A 19,520-nucleotide genomic window follows, 5' to 3' on the forward strand; every position below is an offset into this window, starting at 1 on the left:
CTATGCAACGACGGCCCCTCGCACTGGTACTCGACGTCCTCCTGATGTTGCTGGGAGCCCTCCTCGGGATCGCCACCAACTACGCGACGAGCGTGGAGGGCGAGGTGCCGCTGCCGCTGCGCGTGCTGCGCCAGTGGTCGATCCCCCTGGTCGGGCTGACGCTCCTCGCCCTGGCCGTCGGCCAGTTGTGGCTGCGCTGGCTGGAGCGGCGCCCGCTGCCCGCGCCCCCGACGTGGACGGCCGGGCAGCCCCCGTACCCGGGCCTGGAGGCGTTCGGGGAGCAGGACGCGGCCGTGTTCTTCGGCCGCGAGCGGGAGACCGCGGAGCTGGTGGCGCGGCTGCACCCGCCGGTGCCGGCCCAGGCCCGGCGGTTCGTGACCGTGGTCGGCCCCTCCGGTTCGGGCAAGTCCTCCCTGGTGCGGGCCGGGTTGCTGCCCGCCCTGACCGCCCGGCGCTCCCGGTGGAACGCGGGAGGGGCGTTCACCCCCGGGACCGACCCGGTCGGCGCGCTCCGGCAGGCCTTCGCCGAGGCCGGACACGCGCGCCCGCTCGCGCTGGTGGTGGACCAGCTGGAGGAGCTGCTGACGCTGTCGGGGCCCCGGGAGCGGACGGCGTTCGCCGAGGAGGTACGGGAACTGCTGCGCCGGGAGCCGAAGGTGTGGCTGATCGGCACGCTGCGGTCGGACTTCCTGACCGGCTTCCTGGAGGCCGACCTCGCCGCCCTCGCCCGCGAACCGGTGGTGATCGGGCCGCTCGGCCGGGACGCCCTGCACGAGGTGGTGGCCCGGCCCGCCGCCGCGGCCGGGGTCGGGTTCGAACCGGGCCTGGTCTCCCGGATCGTCGACGACTGCGGCGGTGGCGACGCCCTGCCGCTGCTCGCGTACACCCTCCAGGAGCTGTACGGACGCGCCGGCGGCGCGGGGTCCACGATCACGCACGCCCACTACGGGGAGGTCGGCGGGGTCGCGGGGGCGCTGGTCGGGCAAGCCGACCGGATCCACGCGGCGCTCCTGGGGCCGGGCCCCCGGACGGACGCCGACCCGGTCGTGGCGATGCTGCTGCGGATGGTCACCGTGGAGCGCGACGAGCCGACGCGGCGGCGGGTGGCCCGGGAGGAACTGGGGCCCGCCGAGCGGGAGATGGCCGACGCGTTCGTCGCCGGTCGGCTGCTCACCTCCGACGCCGGGATGCTCGACGTCGCGCACGAGGCGCTGCTGCGGCAGTGGCGGCCGCTGCGGTTGGCGGTGGCGGACCGGCTCGACCAGCTGCGCCGCCGGGCCGAGTTGGAGCGCTGGGCTCAGGAGTGGGAGTTCGCGGGCCGCGCGGAGGCGTACCTGCTGACCGGCGAGCGCCTCCAGGCGGCCCTGGCGTGGCCGGCGGCGGCAGGCCCGGCGCTGTCCGCGCTCGCGGCGGAGTTCGCCCGGGCCTCCGCCCGGTCCGACGGCGACGCAAGGGCCCGCACGGCGGACGCGGTGGCGGCGCGGGTGCTGGAGAACGTCGAGCGGGAGCCGGAGACCGCGATCGGCATCGCGCACGCGGCGGTCACCGAGTACGCCCCGACACCGGCCGCCGTCCAGGCCCTGCGCTCGGCGGTCGACGCCTCCCGGCTGCGCGCCGTCCACCACGACTTCGACCGCCCCGTGACGGACGCCGCCTGGTCCCCCGACGGAAGCCGCCTCGCGGCATGCTCGGGCGACGGACGCATCCGCGTGTGGTCGCAGGCGGGCCTGCAAGCCCGGCCGGTCCCCGACGCCGCACCCGGACCCGCACCTGCTCCCGGGTCCGGGTCCGCGGCGGGGCCCGTCGAGATCCGGGTCCCGGGGGACTGGCCGCGGGCCGTCGCCTGGTCCCCCGACGGGAGCCGGCTTGCGTGCGTGACGCGCGACGCCCACCTCACGCTCTGGTCCACCACCACCTGGCGGCCGCTCAACACCGTGAGCCAGCCCGACATGCGCGGCGGGGGCGGCGGCGCCGGTCTCGCCGTCGTGGCGTTCTCCCCGGACGGCCGCCTCCTCGTCACGGGCGGCGCCGGCCCGCTGCGGCTCTGGCACACCGACAGCCTCACCCTGGCCGGGACCCTCGTCGGCCACGCCCGCATGCTCTGGAACGCCGTCTGGTCCCCCGACGGAACGCTGCTGGCCGCCTCCGGCAAGGACCGCCGGGTCCGGATCTGGCGGGTGGCGGACGGCCGGGTGGTCCGCGTACTGCGGCACCAGGACACCGTCGCCGCGCTGGCCTGGTCCCCGGACGGCACCCGGCTGGCCTCCGGATCGTCGGACCGGACGGCCGTGCTCTGGGACCCGTACACCGGCGAGAACCTGCGCACGCTGCGCAGCATGGACGGCATCAACTGCCTGGCCTGGTCTCCGGACGGCACCCGGCTCGCCGCCGGGGACCAGGACCGGGGCGCCCGGATCTGGGACCTGGACGCGCCCGACCCGGAGGACGCCGCCGCCGTCTGGCTGGCCGGGCACACCGACACCCTGTACGCCGTGGCCTGGTCCCCCGACGGGACCCGGCTCGCGACGGCCTCCCGGGACCGGACCGTCGCCGTGTGGGACGCGGGCGCCCCGCGCGCGGTGCTGCGCGGGCACACCGAATCCGTGTGGCAGACCGCCTGGTCTCCGGACGGCACCCGGCTCGCGAGCGCCTCGCAGGACGGCACCGTACGGCTGTGGGACCCGGCCGACGGGACGCCCGCCGGAGTCCTGCCCACCGGGCAGTGCGGGGACCTGGCCTGGTCCCCCGACGGCACGCGGATCGCCGTGGGGCGCCGCGACGGCACCGCGGCCGTCTTCGGCCCGGACGGTACGGAGCACGCCGCCTTCCACGGGCACGGCGAGGAGCTGTCGGCGGTGTGCTGGTCCCCGGACGGCACCCGGATCGCGACCACCTCGCGCGACAGCACCGTACGGATCTGGGACGCGGCCGAAGCCCGGGCGCCGCGGGTCCTTTCGGGGCACGCCGACTGGGTGACGGGGGCTGCCTGGTCCCCGGGCGGGGCGTGGCTGGCGACCTGCGGAACCGACCGTACGGTCATCGTCTGGGACACCGAGACCGGGCGGGCCGTCGCCACCCTGCGGGGCCACACCGACCACGTGTGGAAGGTCGCCTGGTCCCCGGACGGCACCCGGCTGGCCACCGGATCACGGGACCGGACCCTGCGCGTGTGGGAGTTCCCCGGGACGAGCGGAACACCCGGGACACCGGGGGCGGCCGACGCGGTCGACGCGGTCGACGCGGCCGTCGTGCTGTCGGGGCACGACGAGCGGATCCAGGACCTCGCCTGGTCCCCCGACGGAACGCGGCTCGCGTCCGTCTCCCGGGACCGGACGGTGCGGCTGTGGGACCCCGTGCACGGTACGGCCGTCTCCGTCCTCGGCGTGCACGCCGACTGGGTCAACGGGCTGTGCTGGTCCCCGGACGGCACCCGGATCGCCACCGCCTCGCGCGACCGGACCGTACGGCTGTGGACCCCGGCCGGCGCGGACGCGGAGCCGCTGCTGCGGCTGGCCGCCGCCCGGATCCTCCATCCGCCGACCCCGGAGGAGCGGCGGGCCTATCAACTGCCCGCGCCGTCCTGAGGCCCCTCCAGTTCACGCAGCCGGCGCTCGGCGGCCGTCGCTGCCCGGGCGGCCCGGCGCGCCGCCTCCCGCGCCGCGCGGTGGCGTTCCCCGGCCTCGGTCGCGGCGGCGTGCGCCAGGTCCCGGGCGGCGTCCGCGGCGGCGGCGTCGGCCTTGGCCCGGTCACGGGCCTCCTCGGCCAGGCGCCGCTCCTCCTCCCGGGCGGCGGCCTCCCGCGCAGCTTCCCGGGCGGCGGCGCGGGCCGCCTGAAGACGCGCGTCACGCGGCCCGGGCGCGGCCTCCGGCGCAGGCTCGGACGCAGGCCCGGACTCCGGCTCGGGCCCGGACTCCGGCTCGGGCCCCGGCGTATGCCCGGGCTCCGACCCCGGCGCAGGCCCCGGCTTCCGCTGCCCTGAAGGCCGCTCCGAATCCCGTACCGCCTGCCGCCCCGGAGGCCTTGCGGAGGCCACCGCCCCCGGGTCCACCGCCGGGAACTCCGCCACCAGCGCCGGGGCCTTCGCCAGCCGCCCGGAAGCCCACTCCGCGGCGACCTCCGGATCGGCGAGGACGGCGTGCAGGATCTGCTCGACCTCCCGCACCACCGCCTCCGAAACCGGCGTCCCCGCCTCCCCCGTCAGCCGCCCGGCCTCCCGGGCGAGCGCCCCGATCACCACGTGCTGCTCGTGCGACAGCTCCCGCAACCGCTCCCCGTCCAGCGAGCGGTGCGCCGCCCTCAGCGCCTCGCCCAACTGCATGAACTGCTCCGCCTCCTCGGACTTCTCCCGTACCAGCGCGTTCGACGCCCAGGCCGCCAGGGTCGGCCGCCGCAGGCCCGCGATCCGCTTGGCCGCCGCCGGGTCCCCGGCCTCCTTCACCCGGGCCGCCGCCCGGTCGCGCGCCGCGGTGAACCCCGCCGGGGGCAGTCCGTACAGGCCGTCGATGACCTCGTCCACATCCACGCCGCCCACTTTCGGCCATCGCCGCCCGGGTACGCGGGACCGGCGCGGCGACGGGCCGACCGCTACTCGGTCGGCTCCACGAGGCGCCCGTCGCGCAGTTCCACCACCCGGTCCGCGAGTTCCATCAGGGCCGGGTCGTGGGTCGCCACCAGGACGGTCACCCCCTCGCTCCGCACCACCGCGCGCAGCAGCCGCATGATCGAGCGGCCCGTCTCGGAGTCCAGCTGCCCGGTGGGCTCGTCCGCGATGATCAGCGCGGGGTCGTTGGCCAGGGCGCGGGCCACGGCGACGCGCTGCTGCTGTCCGCCGGAGAGTTCGCCGGGGCGCTGTTCGGCGTGGTCGGCGAGGCCGACCAGGGCCAGCAGGGTACGGACCCGCTCCTCGCGCTGCTTGGCCGGAACCTTGCGCATCCGCATCGGGACGCCGACGTTCTCGGCGGCGGTGAGCACGGGTATCAGGCCGAAGGACTGGAACACGAAACCGATGCGGTCGCGGCGCATCGCGAGCAGTCCCTTCTCGTCCAGCCCGGCCAGGTCGGTGCCGTCGAGGGTGACGCTGCCGGCGGTCGGGGAATCGAGGCCGCCGAGCAGATTGAGAAGGGTGGTCTTGCCGGAACCGGAACGTCCTTTGAGGGCGGTGAGTTCACCGCGGCGAATTTCGAAGGAGACCCCGCGCAGGGCGTGTACGGCCCTCTCTCCGGTGCCGAAACTGCGGTGCAGGTCCTCGGCCACCACCATCGGAGCCAGGGTCGTGGTCAGTTGTCGCGTCATGCTGGAATCCCCCTCGATTCGGCCGGATAATTCCCCCCGGCACGCTGCTTTCTCGAATTTGCTCATCTCTCACATCCTGCCCGCAAGGCCCTTCCCTTGCGTTTTGCCGTCTGACAGCATCGTCCGCTATCCGGTGCCGAAGGTCCGGATGGGGGAGGGTGAAACAGATGATCGGCTTCGTCATGCGCCGGTTGCGCGGGCGATGGCCGCTCGCCGCCGCCGTGCTGCTGACCGCGCTCATCACCACCACCGTGCTGACCGCGCTGCTCGCGTTCACCCGGACCGTGGGAGACGCGGGAACACGCCAGGCGTTCCAGGGTCCGGGCCGGGCTCGCACCGCGGTCGTGGTCGGCGGCGACCATCCGGTGACGGCCCGCGCCAAGGACGACGAGGCGGTACGGGCCTTCGCGCTCGGGCTGTTCGGTGAGCGGCGGGTCGGCGTCGAGACCCTGGCGCGCAGCCGCTCGTACGGGCTGCCCGGTACGCCCGCCCCGGGCAAGGACGCCGATCTGACCGTGCTGGCGGCCCTCGACCGCGACCGCGTGCGGCTGCTGGCGGGCCGGCTGCCGGAGCCGGTGGCGGACCGGGACGACCGGATCCAGCTGGCCGTTCCGCAGACGGCCCTGGCCCGGCTCGGGCTGGCCGCGGGCGCGCTGCCCGCCGCGGTGCGGCTGGACGACCGGTTCGGCGGGCCGCCGCTGACGGTGCTGGTCACGGGCGTCTACCGGGCGGCCGAGCCCGACTCCCCGTACTGGCGCCTCGATCCGCTGGGCGGCCGGGAGATCCAGGTCGGCACGTTCACCACGTACGGCCCGCTGCTCGTGGACGACTCCGTCTTCACCGCGGGCGAGCTGCCGCAGAACAGCCGGGGTTCGCTCCTCACGCCCGCTCTGGAGGGCATCCGGCCCGCCGAGTCGGAGGCGATCCGGGCGCGCGTCGCCAACTTGCAGGCCGGGCTCCAGACCTCCGCCGGGCTCCAGTCGGAGACCGAACTCCCCCAGTTCCTGACCGACTTGGCATCGGGCCAGCTGGTCGCCCGGTCCACCCTGCTGGTCGGGGCGCTGCAACTGGCCGTACTGGCGTCGGCGGCGCTGCTGCTCGTCGCCCATCTGCTGACGGAGCGGCAGGAGTTCGAGCGGGTCCTGCTCACCGCGCGCGGCGCCTCGCGACGGCGGCTCGGGGTGCTGACCGCGGCCGAGTCGCTGCTGCTGGCCTTGCCCGCGGCCGTGCTCGCACCGCTGCTCACCCCGCCGCTGCTGGGTCTGCTGGGCCGGTTCGGCCCGCTGGCCCGGGTGCCGTACGACACCTCCGGGACCTGGCTGCTGTGGCCGGTGGCGGCGGGCTGCGCGCTCGGGTGCGTGCTGCTGACCGCGCTGCCGTCCGTACTGCGCGGGGCGGCCGCCGGGGCCCTGCGCCTGACCGGGCGCCGCCAGGCCCTGGTCGGGGGCGTGGCCCGCTCCGGCGCGGACCTGGCGCTGCTGGCGCTCGCCTTCCTCGCGTACCGCCAGCTCGACCGGTACAGCGGGGAGGGCGGCGTGTCGGCTGACGGGTCCGGGAGCCTGGGCGTGGACCCGGTCCTGGTCGCGGCGCCGACGCTGGCGCTGTGCGCGGGCACCGTGCTCGTCCTGCGGCTGCTGCCGTTCGCCGCGCGGCTGGGCGGCCGGGTCGCCGCCCGGGGGCGGAGTCTGGGCCCCGCGCTGGTCGGCTGGCAGCTGGCGCGCCGGCCCGGGCGGGCCACCGGGCCAGTCCTGCTGCTGGTGCTGGCGGTCTCCAGCGGGGTCCTGGCGCTGGGGCAGCACACCGCGTGGTCCCAGTCCCAGCGCGACCAGGCCGATTTCGCCACCGCCGGCGGCCTTCGGATCTCCGGGAGCGAGCTGGCGCCGCTGGGCCGGGGCGGCCGGTACGCGGCCCTGCCGGGCGGGGATCGGGTCCTTCCCGTGATCCGGTCCCAGCAGGACCTGCCGGCCGGGAAGAAGGGGCAACTGCTGGCGCTGGACGCCGCCGCGGCCGCCGACCGGGTGCCGCTGCGCGAGGACTTGCGGGGCGGGCGGTCGATGGAGCGGCTGTTCTCCCCGCTCGCCGCGGGCGCTTCCGGCTCGGGCGCCTCCCCCGCCTCGGCCGGGATCCCGCTGCCCGGGAACCCCCGGCGCATCGACGTCGACGTGACGATCCAGGGCACCGGTGACGGCGCCGGCCCGCGCCTCGGGCTGCTGCTGCGCGACCGGTTCGGGCTGACCTACCAGGTGCCGATGGTCCGGCTGCCGGCCCGCGGTGACGCCACCGTGGCGCTCGACATCGGCGCGCTGGTCGACGCCCCGCTAGGTTCGGCGGCGACACCGCTGAGCATCGCCGGGGTGCTGGTCGCGCACAGCACCCCCTCGGGCAGCGCCGGCCGGCTGACCGTGCGCGGGGTCTCCGTGGCCGAGACGGCGACCGGCCCGGCGGTTCCCGTCCGGGCCACCGCCCCGGCCTGGAACCTGTCGGCCCCGGCGCGGGGCGGCAACGACGCCGCCTCCCCCAACGGGATGCTGCTGGCGGACGACCCGGACGGCTCCGGTGGCACCGCGGCCCTGTTGCGGCTGGGCTTCAGCGGCGGCGCCGGCTCCGAGCTCGCGGCGACCACGGGCGGGCGCGGAGCCGCCGACATCCCCGGGATCGCCACGCACACCTACCTCGACGCCCTCGGTGCCGAGGTCGGCGACGTCGTCCCCGTCTCGCTGGGGGACACCACCGTGCCGGTCCGCGTCACCGCCGCCGTCGGCTCGCTCCCCACCGCCGGGGACACCGCCCTGGCCGTCGACGCGGCCACCGCGGGGCGGCTGCTCGCCGCGCGCGGCGGGCTGGCGCTGCCGGCCCCCGGCGAGTGGTGGCTGCCGGCCGCGTCCGCCCACGACCGGGCGCCCGCCGAGGCCGCCGCCGAACTGCGCGCCGGTGCCCGCACCCAGCGGGTGGAGCTGCGCGAGGAGGTGGCCGCCGGACTGCTGGACGACCCGCTCAGCGCGGGCCCGCAGGCGGCGCTGGCCGCGCTCGCGCTGGCCTGCGCGGTGCTCGCCGCGATCGGTTTCGCCGCCTCGGCGGCTGCCGCCGCACGGGAGCGGGGCCGGGAGTTCGCCATCCTGCTCGCGCTCGGGGCGCCCCGGCGGGACCTGGCCCGGACGGCCGCCGCCGAGAGCGCTGTGCTGGTCGGTCTCGGGACCGGGGTCGGGCTCGCGCTGGGGGCGGCCATCGTGCACCTGGTGGTCCCGCTGGTGGTGCTGACCCCCGCAGCGCGCCACCCGGTGCCGGAGGTCCTGGTGGACCTGCCGACGGGAGAAACGTTGCTGCTGGCCGCCGCCATCGCCGCGGTACCGCTGCTGTCGGCGGTCCTCGGCGGCAGAAGGAACACGAACGTCATGAACACAGCAACCCGGCTGCGGCACGTGGAGGAGATGTGACCACCCCGGCCCCCGAGCCGCCGCCGAACCCCGTGCCGACCTCGGCCCCCGGGTCGCAGCCGGCCCCCGAGCCGCCGGCCCCGCGGACCCGCCCCGCGCCCTGGGTGCGTACCCGGCTGCTCGCGACCCCGACGGCCTCGCTGCTCGCCGCCGCCCTGGCCTTCGTCGCCGTACTCCTGGCCGCGGGGCTGCCGCGCGCCCTGGACCGAAGCGCCGACCAGGCCCTGCGCGACTACCTGACGGACAAGGGCCCCACCGCGGCGAGCCTCTACGCCACCGCCGGCGCCCGGCCCGTCGGCACCTCCGCCGCCGAACTGGACTCCGTGCTGGACGTCCTGCGCGGCGAGGCGGGCGACGGCTACGCCCTCGTCCCCGGGGGTGAGGTGCACGGCTCGCTCGGCACCAAGACCCGCTCCCTCACCAACCCCGAACTCCCCCGGCCCGAAGGCAGGCCGGTCACCCTCGGCATCGGTTACCTCAAGCAGGCGCCGCAGCACACCAGGCTCACCGCCGGACGCTGGCCGGCCGGCGGGGCGGCCGGGAAGCCGGTCCAGGTCGCGCTGTCGAGGCGCGCGGCCGAGACCCTGAACGTCCGCGTCGGCACGGTGCTGAACGCGGCCCCCTCCGTCCACGCCCCGGTCAGCGCCGAGGTGGTCGGCCTGTACGAGGCCGACGAGGCCGATCCGTTCTGGAGCGACCTGCCCTGCTTCACCAGCGCCTGCCTGCGCATCTGGCCCAGCTTCCCGCCCGAGGCGTACTGGCAGACCTACGCCCTCGTCGGAACCGACGGCCTGGAGCGGATGGTCGAATGGGGCGAGGGGGCCCAGGACTTCTGGCGGCTCCCGGTGGACACCAGCCGCCTGCACGCCGACCGGCTGCCCGAGACCAAGCAGAAGATCGCCGCGTACGTGGCCGGCCCGACGGCCGCCCTGCTGACACAGGCCACCCGCCGCAACGACCTGCGGATCAGCTCCAAGCTGCCGGGTCTGTTCGAAGAGGCCGAGGCGCGCCGGCAGGCCGCCGCGCCGCTCACCGCGATCGGCCCCGCCGGGGTCGCCGGGGTGGCCCTGGTGGTGTTCTGCCTGGCCGCCGCGCTGACCGGGGACCGGCGCGAGACCGAGCTGCGGCTGCTGCTGGCGCGCGGCGGCTCACGCCCCGACATCCTGCGCCGGCTCCTCGGCGAGGGCGCCGTGACCGTCCTGCCGGGCGCGCTGGTCGCGACGGCGCTCGCGGTGGCGCTGCTGCCGACGCCCCGGCTGGCGCCGGCCCTCCTCGCGGCCGCCGCGACCGCGTTGTTCGCCCTCCTCGCCTTTCCCGTACGAGCCTTCGCGCTGCTGTCCGCCCGGCGCGGGCGGGGTCCCACCGCGCGCCGCAGGCTGGTCGGGGAACTGCTCGTCGTCGCCGCCACCGCGGCGGCCGTGTACGAGGTCCGCTCGCGCGGGATCGCCCCCGCCGGGCAGGGCGTGGACCCGCTGCTCGTCGCGGCGCCGCTGCTGCTCGCCCTGTCCGGCGGGCTGTTGCTGGCCCGGATCCAGCCGCCTCTGATGGCGGCACTGGCCCGGGGCGCCGGGCGGGGTTCCGGAGTCGTCGGCTTCCTCGGCCTGGCGCGCGCGGCCCGGGATGCCGGCGGCCGGGGGCGGCCCTCCGTGCTGCCCCTGGTGGCACTGCTGCTGGCCGTCACCACGGCCGGGTTCGGGGCGAGCGTACTGACGGCGGTGGACGCCTCCCGGTCGGCGGTCGCACGCCAGACCGTCGGCGGCGACGCCGTGATCTCCGCGCCCGACGGTGACTCGGTGCCGGAGGAACTGGCCAGGGCGGCCGACGCGCTGCCCGGTGTGCGCACCGGACTCTCCGTGTGGACGGACCACGAGTCCTTCCTGTTCGGCGTCGACGGCCTGGGCTCCCCGCAGGTCACGGTGGTCGTCGCGGACCCCGTCGCGTACGCCGAGCTGGCCCGGGCCGTCGGGCGCGGGCGGTTCGACCCGGCGCTGCTCGCGGGCGGCCCCGGGGCGGCGGACGCGCCGGTGCCCGCCCTGTTCAGCGCGGACATGGCCGCGAAGGCCACCGAAGGCGGCTACCGGCTGCGGCTCGGCGGCGGTGAGGAACTGCGGGCGCGGCCCGTCGGGGTGTTCGACGGCACGCCCGCGCTGCCGGGCGCGGGCGCCGCCACGGTGGTCCTGCCCGCCGGTCCCGTCCTGGCCCACGTCCCCCGGGCCGCGAAGCCCAACCACTGGTTCGCGGTCGGGCCGGTCGAGGACGCCCGGCTGCGCGCGCTCGTCCGCGAGACGGTCCCGGCCGCTGCCGCCGACCGGCTGCTGATCCGGACCAGTGACGGGGCCGCCGCCGAGCTCGGGCGCGATCCTCTCCAGGCGTCCGCCGGGCGGATCTTCTGGGCCTCGGTCGGCGCTGCCGCCGCCTTCGCGCTGCTGGCGTTGCTGATCACGCTGGCGCGGGCGGCGCCCGAGCGGGTGGCGTTGCTGGCCCGGCTGCGGACCATGGGCCTGCGCCCCCGCCAGGGCATCGCCCTGATCCTCGCCGAGGCCCTCCCCCAAGCCGTCGCCGCCGCGCTCGGCGGAGGACTGCTCGCCGCGGCCGCCGTCGCCCTCCTGGGCCCCGCCGTGGACCTGTCCGCGCTCGTCGGCTCCCCCGTTCCCACCGGCCTCACCGTCCAGACCGGCCCCGTGGCCACCCAGGCCCTCGGCCTCGCCGCGCTCGCCGCCCTCGCCGTACTCACCGAAGCCGCCGTCTCCGGACGGCGCCAGATCACCACCGAGCTGAGAGCGGGAGACACCCCATGACCAGCCCCATGACCAGCCCGAACCCCAGCCCCACGCTGGAGGAGCTGCGCCGGGAGGCCCTCACCGCCGCCGCACCCCGCGCCACCGCCCCCGACACCGCCATCACCTGCGACCGCCTGGTCCGCGTCTTCACCACCGACGGCATCGAGGTCCAAGCCCTCCAAGGCCTCGAACTGACCGTCCGGCAAGGCGACCTGGTCGCCCTCGTCGGCGCCTCCGGCAGCGGCAAGTCCACCCTCCTCAACATCCTGGCCGGCCTCGACACCCCCACCGCCGGCCACGCGAGCGTCGCGGGCCACGACCTCCTCGACATGACCCCCAAGGACCGCCTGCGCTACCGGCGTCAGGCCGTCGGCTTCGTCTGGCAGCAGACCGCCCGCAACCTCCTCCCCTTCCTCACCGCCGCGCAGAACATCGCGCTCCCCATGCAACTCGCCACCGGCACCGGCCGCAGAGCCGCCCGAACACACGCCGCGCGCGTCGACAGGCTCCTCGACGCCCTCGACATCGGCGACCTCGGCCACCGCCGCCCCGGCGAACTCTCGGGCGGACAGCAACAACGCGTCGCGATCGCCGTGGCGATGGCCAACAACCCCGCGGTCCTCCTCGCCGACGAACCCACCGGAGAACTCGACTCCGAAACCGGCGCCGCCGTCTTCGAGGCCTTCCGCACCGTCAACCGCGAACTCGGCGCCACCGTCGTCATCGTCACCCACGACCCCCTCGTCGCCGGCGAGGTGCGCCGCACCGTCGCCATCCGCGACGGCCGCACCAGCAGCGAAGTCCTGCGCCGCATGACCACCGACGAACACGGCACCGAGACCCTCACCGAACGCGAGTACGTCATGCTCGACCGCACCGGCCGCGTCCAGCTCCCCCACAGCTTCCTCGAAGCCCTCGGCATGGAGCACCGCGTCGCCGTCGACCTCGCCGGCGACCACATCGCCATCCACCCCGACGACACCGAAGAGCCCGACGCCACGGGCCACTAGGTGCTGTCGTCAAAGTGGCGCCCGGCCCGCGACGCCCGGTGGGCGTCACTTCCTTGTGGGGGGTGTCGTTAGGGGCTCGGGGTTGACTCTGGGGGCGAAGGGATGACGGAATGCGGCAGTTTCCTCTGGAGATGCACCACATGGCACCCGGACGGGTGGTCGAGTGGCGGTTGCGGTCCACGGCGGCGCAGGCCCCCGGCCGGGACGAGACGGCGGACAGGAGGGCGTCCTTCAACCAGGACAAGCACTTCACCGTCGCTGAGGAGAGCCGTGGGTCCGACGACCCGGTCGCGTCCTGGCTCGCGGTGACGTTCGAGGTGGCGGGCCCGCTCGACGAACGAGCCCTAGCCCAGGCCCTGTTGGCCTTCGTGAGGCGGCACGAGGTGCTCCGCTGCGAGTTCCGCCGGCTGGCGGGGGAGCTCGCGTGCGCGCCCTTCACCCCCGGCGAACTCGCCCTCGACACCGAGCACGTGGGCACCTTCGACACCACCGAGCGGCTGCGCCGGTTCCTGACCGAGCGGTTCACGCGGAGCATCGACACCCTGTCCTGGCCCCTGTTCACCATGGGCGCCGTCGTCCGCGAGGACTCCGCCACCGTCTACCTGGCCTTCGACCACATCGTCTGCGACGGCATGTCGATGCCGGTCGTCGTCCGCGAGGTGCTGACCGAGTACGAGGCGCTGAGCCGCGGCGCGGATTCCGGACTGGCTGCCGCCGCCCCGAGCTATCTCGACTTCGCCGACGAGCAGCGGCGGCGCTACCTCTCCATCGACGTGAGCGACGAACGCCTCGACTACTGGAAGTCGTTCATCGCGCGGGGCGGGGAGTTCTTCCCGAGGTTCCCGCTCGACCTCGGTGTGGAGCCGGACCGGATGTACCCGATCGTCAACGAGGCCTCCGAGCTGCTGGACGCCGCCGAGGCGGAGGTGTTCGAGAAGTCCTGTCTCGCGGTCGACGGGAAGCCGTTCATGGGCGTTCTCGCGGCGGTCGCCGTCTGCCTGCGGGAGGCCGGCGGCCCCGGCGTCTACCGCGGGTTCATGCCGGTCAGCGAGCGCGGACGCGGCCCGTGGAACGATGCGGTGGGCTGGTTCGTCAACACCATGCCGATCGAGTTCGACGCCTCGCCCGGCCGGGACTTCGCGCGGGTGATGGCCGGGGTCCGGGCCGGATTCAGCGAGATGATCGGCCACATCGACGTGCCGTTCGTCCGGGCGTGGCAGCTGCTGGCGCCCAAGGAGTTCGCCGCAAGGTCCTGGCCGTACCCGGTGAACTTCTTCTCGTACATCGACATGCGCAAGGTCGTGGGCGCCGAACGCCACGGCGACTGGCGGCCGGCCACCCACGTCTGGTCGGCGCGCGCCAACGGGGCCTGCTCCTGGTTCCAGCGGGACGCGGACGGCCTGCACATGAACTCCCTGTACGTGGACACCCCGGCGGCGCGCCGCACGATGGGCGACTTCCAGGAGGCGCTGCGGCGCACGGTGCAGGACATCGCCCGCGGCGGCGGCTTCCGGCGGCCGATCGCGCTGACCTCGCCCCGGCAGCCGACGCACGAGCCCGTCGAGGCCTGACCGGCGGGCGTCTCCCGCGCTCAGGCGTCCGACACCTCGGCGGCGCGCCGCAGCAGCAGGGCCCGCTCCCGGGCGTTGCGGGTGAGGGAGGCGGCCCGCTCGAACTCGGCGCGGGCCTCCGCCCGGCGCCCCAGCCGCCCCAGCAGGTCCCCTCGTACGCTCGGCAGCAGGTGGTACGCGCGCAGGGCCGGTTCCTCCGCCAGGGCGTCGACGAGCGGAAGCGCCGCTTCCGGGCCGTCCGCCATGGAGACGGCGACCGCCCGGTTGAGCTCCACCACCGGGGACGGGATCAGCTGGACGAGCCGCCCGTAGAGCGCGGCGATGGTCGGCCAGTCGGTGTCCTCGTACCGGACGGCGTCCGCGTGGCAGCCCGCGATGGCGGCCTGTACGGAGTAGGGGCCGCTGCCCGCGCGGCCCATGGCCAGGACGCCCCGGCGGATGAGCAGGCGGTTCCACTTGCCCCGGTTCTGGTCGGCGAGCAGCACCGGCTCGCCGTCGGGGCCGGTGCGGGCGGCGATCCGGGAGGCCTGGAACTCCAGCAGCGCCGCGAGGCCGTGCACCTCGGGCTCCTTGGGCATCAGGGCGGCCAGGACCCGGGCCAGCCTGAGGGCGTCCTCACACAGGGCCGGGCGGACGAGGTCGTCGCCGGCGGTCGCCGAGTAGCCCTCGTTGAAGATCAGGTAGATCACTTCGAGGACGGAGGAGAGCCGTTGCTCGCGGTCCGCTCCGTACGGGACCTCGAACGGCACCCCGGCCTTGGCCAGGGCCCGCTTCGCCCGGACGATGCGCTGGGCGACGGTGGGTTCGGAGGTGAGGAACGCGCGGGCGATCTCCTGCGTGGTCAGCCCGCCCATCAGACGCAGCGTGAGCGCGATGCGGGCCTCGGTGGCCAGTACGGGATGGCAGGCCGTGAAGATCAGCCGGAGCAGGTCGTCGTCGATGTCCTCCGGGCCCGCCGGTTCCTCCGGCGGCGGTACGTCCTCCAGGGTGCGGCCGACCTCGGCGAGCTTGCGGGCGTAGGTCTCCTTGCGGCGGACGAGGTCGATGGCGCGGTGCTTGGCCGTGGCCATGAGCCAGGCGCCCGGCTTGTCCGGGACACCCGACTCGGGCCACTGTTCGAGCGCGGCGACCAGGGCGTCCTGCGCGATCTCCTCGGCGATGCCGACGTCCCGCACGATGCGGGCGACACCGGCGATGATGCGCGCGGACTCGATCCTGAACACCGTCTCGACCGCTTGGGCCGCGCTCACTGCCGTCACGGCCACCCATCAGAGCAGCCGTGACGAGGCAGGGCAAACGCGGCGCGGCGCTCGGCGGCCCGGTCAGCCTTCGGCGATCTGGCGGAGCTCCGCGCCGACCGTCCACTGCTCGGGGTGGATCTCCAGGAACCGCTTCGTCCACTCCAGCGCCTCGGCCTTGTCCTTGGCCTGGAGGATGGCGTAGCCGCCCACGACCTCCTTGGTCTCGGTGAAGGGACCGTCGGTGTAGCTCAGCTTGCCGCCGGACCAGGTGACCCGGGTGCCCTCGGCGGTGGGGAGCAGCCCGGCGGTGTCGAGCATGACCCCGGCCTTGGTGATCTCCTCCATCAGCGCGCCCATGCGCTCCATGAAGTCCGGGGGGAACTCGGTGTCGGCGGTGAGGCTCTGCTCGTCGATGCGGATCATCGAAAGGAAGCGCGGCATGGTGACTCCTCGGTCGGGAGGGCGGGGGCTTTCCCTGCCTCTCACCCCTGCGTCGAACGGGAGACGCCCGGATCGACAGCTTCCCGGAAATTATTCGGGGAATCTTCGGCGCGGGTGCGGCGGCTCGGCGGGCCGGCCCGGAAACCTGCCTCCGCCCCGCCCTACCGACGAGTAGGATCGCGGGCCCAGGCCCCTCCGAGAGGAACCCCCGATGCCGCGCACCCCCTCCTCGCCCCTGCTGCTCGCCGGTCTGCTGGCCGCGGCGGGCGTGGCGCACGCGGTCGTGCCGAAGAAGTTCGACGCGACCGTCCCGCGCTCGCTGCCCGGCACCCCTCGGCAGTGGACGTACCTGAGCGGAGCGGCCGAACTCGCCCTCGCCGCCGGTGTCGCCCACCCGCGGACCCGGCGCGCGGCGGCGATGGCCACGGCGGCGTTCTTCGTCGGGGTGTTCCCGGCGAACGTGAAGATGGCCGTGGACGCGCGCGGCCAGGCGCCCGCCGTGCGGGCCGCGGCGCTCGGCCGGCTGCCGCTCCAGGTCCCGCTGGTCCTGTGGGCCCGCAGCGTGAGCCGCGGGGCCGGCGGGAACTGACCCGCCGGGCCATCACCCACCCCGCGGCGCATCCGAACGACACCCGGCGGCCGAAGTGAGGTACAGAGCCCCCGGACGGTAGTCGGCGGTCCGGGGGCTCGGGGCCACGGGGGCTCGGGGGCTCGGGGGCTCCAGGGCTCGGGGGCTCCAGGGCTCGGGGGCTCGGGGGCTCGGGGCCCAGCGTCACGGGGTCACGGGCTGTCCCCCGACCAGTCCCAGCGCCCCGGATCGGCCGCCCGGCGGCGGTAGTGGGCGCGCCCGCCCGCTCCGTAGCGCCCTATCTCGGTGGGGAGCCGGGCCTCCTCGGCGAGTTGGGGCTCGCTCCAGCCGGTGACGTCCAGGAGCAGCCCGTCGAGGGGCCCGCCCACGAGTTCGCCGTAGACGTGGCCGGGGCGCGGGCCGGGGTCGGGGTCTTCGTGGTCGGCGCCGTAGACCCGGCGCCGCAGCATCCTGTCGTCCATGCCCCCAAGCTTCACAGTCGGCACTGACAACGGGCCCGTCCGGTGCCCGGGCCGCTCACCCTTCGAGGAGGGCCTGGCCCACGTACTCCCCCTCGGCCGCCCCGCGCGGTACGACGAACAGCGCCGAGGCCTCGTGCTCGACGTAGCGCGCGAGCGCGTCGCCCCGGGCCAGCCGGTGCTGGACGGGGATGAAGCCCGTACGCGGATCGGCCTGCCAGGCGACGAACAGCAGCCCGGCGTCGGGCGTGCCGTCCGGGCGCAGCCCGTCGTAGTACGACCAGCCGCGCCGGAGCATCGTGGCCCCGGCATTGCCCCGCGGGGCGGCGAGCCGGATGTGCGCGTTGGTCGCGATGACCGGGACCCCGTCGGGCCGCGCGGCGTCGAGGTCCACGGGGGTGCGCTCGGTGCCGCCCGTCAGCGGGGCCCCGTCGGTCACCCGGCGCCCGACGGCCTGTTCGCGGTGTTGCTCGGGGAGGCCGTCCCAGTGGTCGAGCAGCATCCGGATCCGGCGTACGACGACGTACGAACCGCCCTCCAGCCACCCGGGCACGCCTGACCCGGATCCGGAACCGGAACCGGTGACCAGGATCCGGGCCCGCTGCGCGGGGTCGGTGGCCACGGCCGGATTGGCGGTGCCGTCGAGCTGGCCCATGAGGTTGCGGTGCGTCCCCTCCGCAGCGCCGTCGGCCGCGCGCGCGAAGCCGGACATCACCCAGCGGGTACTCGCGGCGCCCCGGGCGAGCCGTTGGAGGGTGCGCAGCGCGTGCACGGCGACGAGCGGGTCGTCGGCGGCGACCTGGAGGTACAGGTCGCCGCCGCACCGGGCGGGGTCGAGCGCGTCGTCGGGGAAGGCGGGCAGCGGGGCGAGGGCCTCGGGGCGGGCGGCGGCCAGTCCGGTCCGGTCGAAGAAGCCCGGCCCGAGGCCGAAGGTGACGGTGAGGGCGGCCGGCCCGGCGCCGAGGGCCACGCCGGTGTCGGCCGCGCCCTCGGCCGGCGGCTCGCCCCGGGTCATCCGCGCGGCGGCGGCGCTCCAGGTCCGCAGCAGGGCCGCCGCCTTGGCCCGCCCGGCCGCGGGCTCCGGGTCGGGCGCGCCGGCGGCCGGGGCGGCCAGGTCGAGGGCGGCGAGGTGGGCGTGTGACTGGCGCCGCGTCAGGATCCCGGCCTGGTGCGGTCCGTGGAACGGCACGGCCGCCGCTCCCCCGCCGTCCCGGCCGTCCCGCGGGACCCGCGCGTCGGCCGTGGTCAGTACGGCGCCGCCCGCCGCGAGCGCGGCCAGCCCCCCGGCGCCGAGGACGGCCCGGCGCCCGAGCCGGGAGCGGCCGCCGTTCTCCTGCGGACGGCCGGGCTCCTGCGGACGGCCGGGCTCCTGCGGGCCCACCGTCACTTCACCCCGTCGACCACCGGGTCGACCACCCCGACCCACAGCTGGTTCAGCTCGGACACGTACCGGCCGCCCTTGGTGTCCTGCGGTACGACGAGCCGGGGCCCCGCTGCGTCGTCGAAGGCCACACCGTCCTCGGAGACGGCGAGCAGTACCCGGCTCTTGGCGAACGCCGGGTCGAGTTCGGCCCAGGCGAAGACGGCCCGGTAGTCGCCGCCGCCGGTGGCGGAGACGAAGCCGCGCAGCTGGCCGTTCTTCTTGGTGGAGTCGAAGCGCGGCTCGGCCGTCTTCAGTACCTCGTGCAGCAGGACCCCTTGGTAGGTGTGCTCCTGCTCCCCCTTGGCACTGGCGAACTTGACCTCCACCGAGGCCTGGGGCAGCTTGCGCAGGTCGGCCAGGGTGACGGAGTACGGCTTGGCGACCTCGCCGCCCACCCGCACCTCACCGGGCTTGAGCGGCGCGACGGACGCCTTGGCCGAAGCCCCGGCCCCGGCCCCGGCCCCGGCCCCGGCCCCGGCGGACGGGCTCGCGGACGGGGCCTTCGCGTCCCCCTTCGCGTCCTCCTTCGGGTCCTCCGACTGCCCGCAGCCCGCCAGGAGCAGCGCCGCCGCGAGCGCGAGGCCCGCTCTCCGCTGGTTCTGCCTGCCGTAAGTCATGGACGACCCCTCCCGACGCGCCGACCAACTCCCTCGCAGATGCAAGGCGATCGGCCCCCTGATGGCGGAAATGCCGTGCGCAACATACATCAGGGGACGCACCTGCCCTACCTCTCGCGAGAGGTCCTGGAGCATCGACCGGAAGACCCCCCGCGGACTCCCCGGAACCGGCCGCGCGCCTTGGCGGAAACACCCACCGCGGCGGGCGGCGATGATGGTCACCCGGCCCAACCGAGCACGAGCAGGAGCCCCACCCATGGCACGTCGGATCCATCAGCCACTCGAAGACCAGGAGTTCGACTTCATCCTCTCCATGGCCCCGGGGCCGGTTCTCGCCTACTTCACCGGCACCTGGCCGAAGGCCGTCGAGGCCTGCCGGGCGATGGACACCGTCGTCGCCGAGCTGGCCGAGGAGCACGGGACGCGACTGACCGCCGTCCGCACCGACATGACCCGCTGCCCCGGGCCGACCAGGCGCTACGGCGTGACCGGCGCCCCCACCGTCGTGCTGGTCGAGGGCGGCGAGGCGGTGGCGAGCCAGGCCGGGCCGATGGGCCGGGAGGAGTTCCGCGCGTTCCTGGACGCCCACCTGGGCGAACTCGGATGATGTGGCCGAAAGTGGCATAGGTGGGATAGGTGCCCAAGGCATGTAATGGAGTCCGGC

The 19,520-nt window shown here is 75.8% G+C and carries 14 protein-coding genes; 7 read left to right on the forward strand and 7 right to left on the reverse strand.

The window, feature by feature from the left end; translation table 11 throughout:
- Positions 1-2: 2 nt before the first annotated feature.
- Positions 3-3,584: an AAA family ATPase gene (locus OG982_RS00935; protein WP_266947700.1), complete on the forward strand. Its 3,582-nt coding sequence runs from the start codon at positions 3-5 to the stop codon at positions 3,582-3,584.
- On the opposite strand, the gene OG982_RS00940 is transcribed toward OG982_RS00935, so the two are convergent.
- Both OG982_RS00940 and OG982_RS00945 read right to left on the reverse strand, forming a co-directional pair.
- Positions 3,563-4,522, reverse strand: coding sequence for a hypothetical protein (locus OG982_RS00940; RefSeq protein WP_266790647.1), 960 nt, complete (start codon positions 4,520-4,522; stop codon positions 3,563-3,565). The two genes, OG982_RS00935 and OG982_RS00940, sit on opposite strands and share 22 nt — an antisense overlap.
- 62 nt (positions 4,523-4,584) lie before the next feature.
- Positions 4,585-5,292, reverse strand: coding sequence for an ABC transporter ATP-binding protein (locus OG982_RS00945; RefSeq protein ID WP_266790646.1), 708 nt, complete (start codon positions 5,290-5,292; stop codon positions 4,585-4,587).
- Between the two features lie 167 nt (positions 5,293-5,459).
- Here OG982_RS00945 and OG982_RS00950 point away from each other — a divergent pair, with 167 nt between their 5' ends.
- The 4 genes from OG982_RS00950 to OG982_RS00965 all read left to right on the forward strand — a co-directional run bounded on the left by OG982_RS00950 (position 5,460) and on the right by OG982_RS00965 (position 14,087).
- Positions 5,460-8,726 carry an FtsX-like permease family protein gene (locus OG982_RS00950; protein ID WP_266947702.1) on the forward strand — a complete coding sequence of 1,089 codons (3,267 nt, stop codon included), beginning with the start codon at positions 5,460-5,462 and terminating at the stop codon, positions 8,724-8,726.
- Positions 8,723-11,524: a hypothetical protein gene (locus OG982_RS00955; protein ID WP_266947704.1), complete on the forward strand. Its 2,802-nt coding sequence runs from the start codon at positions 8,723-8,725 to the stop codon at positions 11,522-11,524. The genes OG982_RS00950 and OG982_RS00955 overlap by 4 nt, the downstream gene beginning before the upstream one ends.
- A gap of 8 nt (positions 11,525-11,532) precedes the next feature.
- Positions 11,533-12,516, forward strand: coding sequence for an ABC transporter ATP-binding protein (locus OG982_RS00960; protein WP_266792298.1), 984 nt, complete (start codon positions 11,533-11,535; stop codon positions 12,514-12,516).
- 110 nt (positions 12,517-12,626) lie between these two features.
- Positions 12,627-14,087 (forward strand): condensation domain-containing protein, encoded by a 1,461-nt coding sequence (locus OG982_RS00965; RefSeq protein ID WP_266947705.1) that lies wholly within the window; start codon positions 12,627-12,629, stop codon positions 14,085-14,087.
- Positions 14,088-14,107: 20 nt separating this feature from the next.
- On the opposite strand, the gene OG982_RS00970 is transcribed toward OG982_RS00965, so the two are convergent.
- Together OG982_RS00970 and OG982_RS00975 are read right to left on the reverse strand one after the other, a co-directional pair.
- Positions 14,108-15,337: an RNA polymerase sigma factor gene (locus tag OG982_RS00970; RefSeq protein WP_266792297.1), complete on the reverse strand. Its 1,230-nt coding sequence runs from the start codon at positions 15,335-15,337 to the stop codon at positions 14,108-14,110.
- 72 nt (positions 15,338-15,409) lie between these two features.
- On the reverse strand, positions 15,410-15,769 hold the full coding sequence (locus OG982_RS00975) for a YciI family protein (RefSeq protein WP_266790641.1): 360 nt from the start codon (positions 15,767-15,769) through the stop codon (positions 15,410-15,412).
- A 211-nt stretch (positions 15,770-15,980) separates the two neighbouring features.
- Here OG982_RS00975 and OG982_RS00980 point away from each other — a divergent pair, with 211 nt between their 5' ends.
- The gene (locus OG982_RS00980) at positions 15,981-16,358 is read left to right on the forward strand and encodes a hypothetical protein (RefSeq protein WP_266790640.1); all 378 of its coding nucleotides are present in this window, start codon (positions 15,981-15,983) and stop codon (positions 16,356-16,358) included.
- A gap of 191 nt (positions 16,359-16,549) precedes the next feature.
- On the opposite strand, the gene OG982_RS00985 is transcribed toward OG982_RS00980, so the two are convergent.
- From OG982_RS00985 to OG982_RS00995, 3 genes are read right to left on the reverse strand one after another with little or no spacing between them, the layout of a single operon-like run.
- Positions 16,550-16,819 (reverse strand): hypothetical protein, encoded by a 270-nt coding sequence (locus OG982_RS00985; protein ID WP_266790639.1) that lies wholly within the window; start codon positions 16,817-16,819, stop codon positions 16,550-16,552.
- A gap of 55 nt (positions 16,820-16,874) precedes the next feature.
- Positions 16,875-18,197, reverse strand: a complete 1,323-nt coding sequence (locus tag OG982_RS00990; RefSeq protein WP_266947706.1) for a Dyp-type peroxidase — start codon at positions 18,195-18,197, stop codon at positions 16,875-16,877.
- 2 nt (positions 18,198-18,199) lie between these two features.
- Positions 18,200-18,856 carry a molybdopterin-dependent oxidoreductase gene (locus OG982_RS00995; RefSeq protein ID WP_266947708.1) on the reverse strand — a complete coding sequence of 219 codons (657 nt, stop codon included), beginning with the start codon at positions 18,854-18,856 and terminating at the stop codon, positions 18,200-18,202.
- Positions 18,857-19,112: 256 nt separating this feature from the next.
- Between OG982_RS00995 and OG982_RS01000 the strand changes: the two genes are divergently transcribed.
- Positions 19,113-19,463: a co-chaperone YbbN gene (locus OG982_RS01000; protein ID WP_266947709.1), complete on the forward strand. Its 351-nt coding sequence runs from the start codon at positions 19,113-19,115 to the stop codon at positions 19,461-19,463.
- The last annotated feature ends 57 nt before the right edge of the window (positions 19,464-19,520 follow it).

The sequence above is a fragment of the Streptomyces sp. NBC_01551 genome (assembly GCF_026339935.1).
Taxonomy (GTDB): Bacteria; Actinomycetota; Actinomycetes; order Streptomycetales; family Streptomycetaceae; genus Streptomyces.

Excerpts from the sequence above, each read along its gene's own strand:
- OG982_RS00960 (WP_266792298.1), top strand. The coding sequence starts at position 11,533 with ATGACCAGCCCGAACCCCAGCCCCACGCTGGAGGAGCTGCGCCGGGAG.
- OG982_RS00980 (WP_266790640.1), top strand. The coding sequence starts at position 15,981 with ATGCCGCGCACCCCCTCCTCGCCCCTGCTGCTCGCCGGTCTGCTGGCC.
- OG982_RS00985 (WP_266790639.1), bottom strand. The coding sequence starts at position 16,819 with ATGGACGACAGGATGCTGCGGCGCCGGGTCTACGGCGCCGACCACGAA.
- OG982_RS00995 (WP_266947708.1), bottom strand. The coding sequence starts at position 18,856 with ATGACTTACGGCAGGCAGAACCAGCGGAGAGCGGGCCTCGCGCTCGCG.
- OG982_RS00945 (WP_266790646.1), bottom strand. The coding sequence starts at position 5,292 with ATGACGCGACAACTGACCACGACCCTGGCTCCGATGGTGGTGGCCGAG.
- OG982_RS00935 (WP_266947700.1), top strand. The coding sequence starts at position 3 with ATGCAACGACGGCCCCTCGCACTGGTACTCGACGTCCTCCTGATGTTG.
- OG982_RS00950 (WP_266947702.1), top strand. The coding sequence starts at position 5,460 with ATGATCGGCTTCGTCATGCGCCGGTTGCGCGGGCGATGGCCGCTCGCC.
- OG982_RS01000 (WP_266947709.1), top strand. The coding sequence starts at position 19,113 with ATGGCACGTCGGATCCATCAGCCACTCGAAGACCAGGAGTTCGACTTC.
- OG982_RS00965 (WP_266947705.1), top strand. The coding sequence starts at position 12,627 with ATGCGGCAGTTTCCTCTGGAGATGCACCACATGGCACCCGGACGGGTG.
- OG982_RS00975 (WP_266790641.1), bottom strand. The coding sequence starts at position 15,769 with ATGCCGCGCTTCCTTTCGATGATCCGCATCGACGAGCAGAGCCTCACC.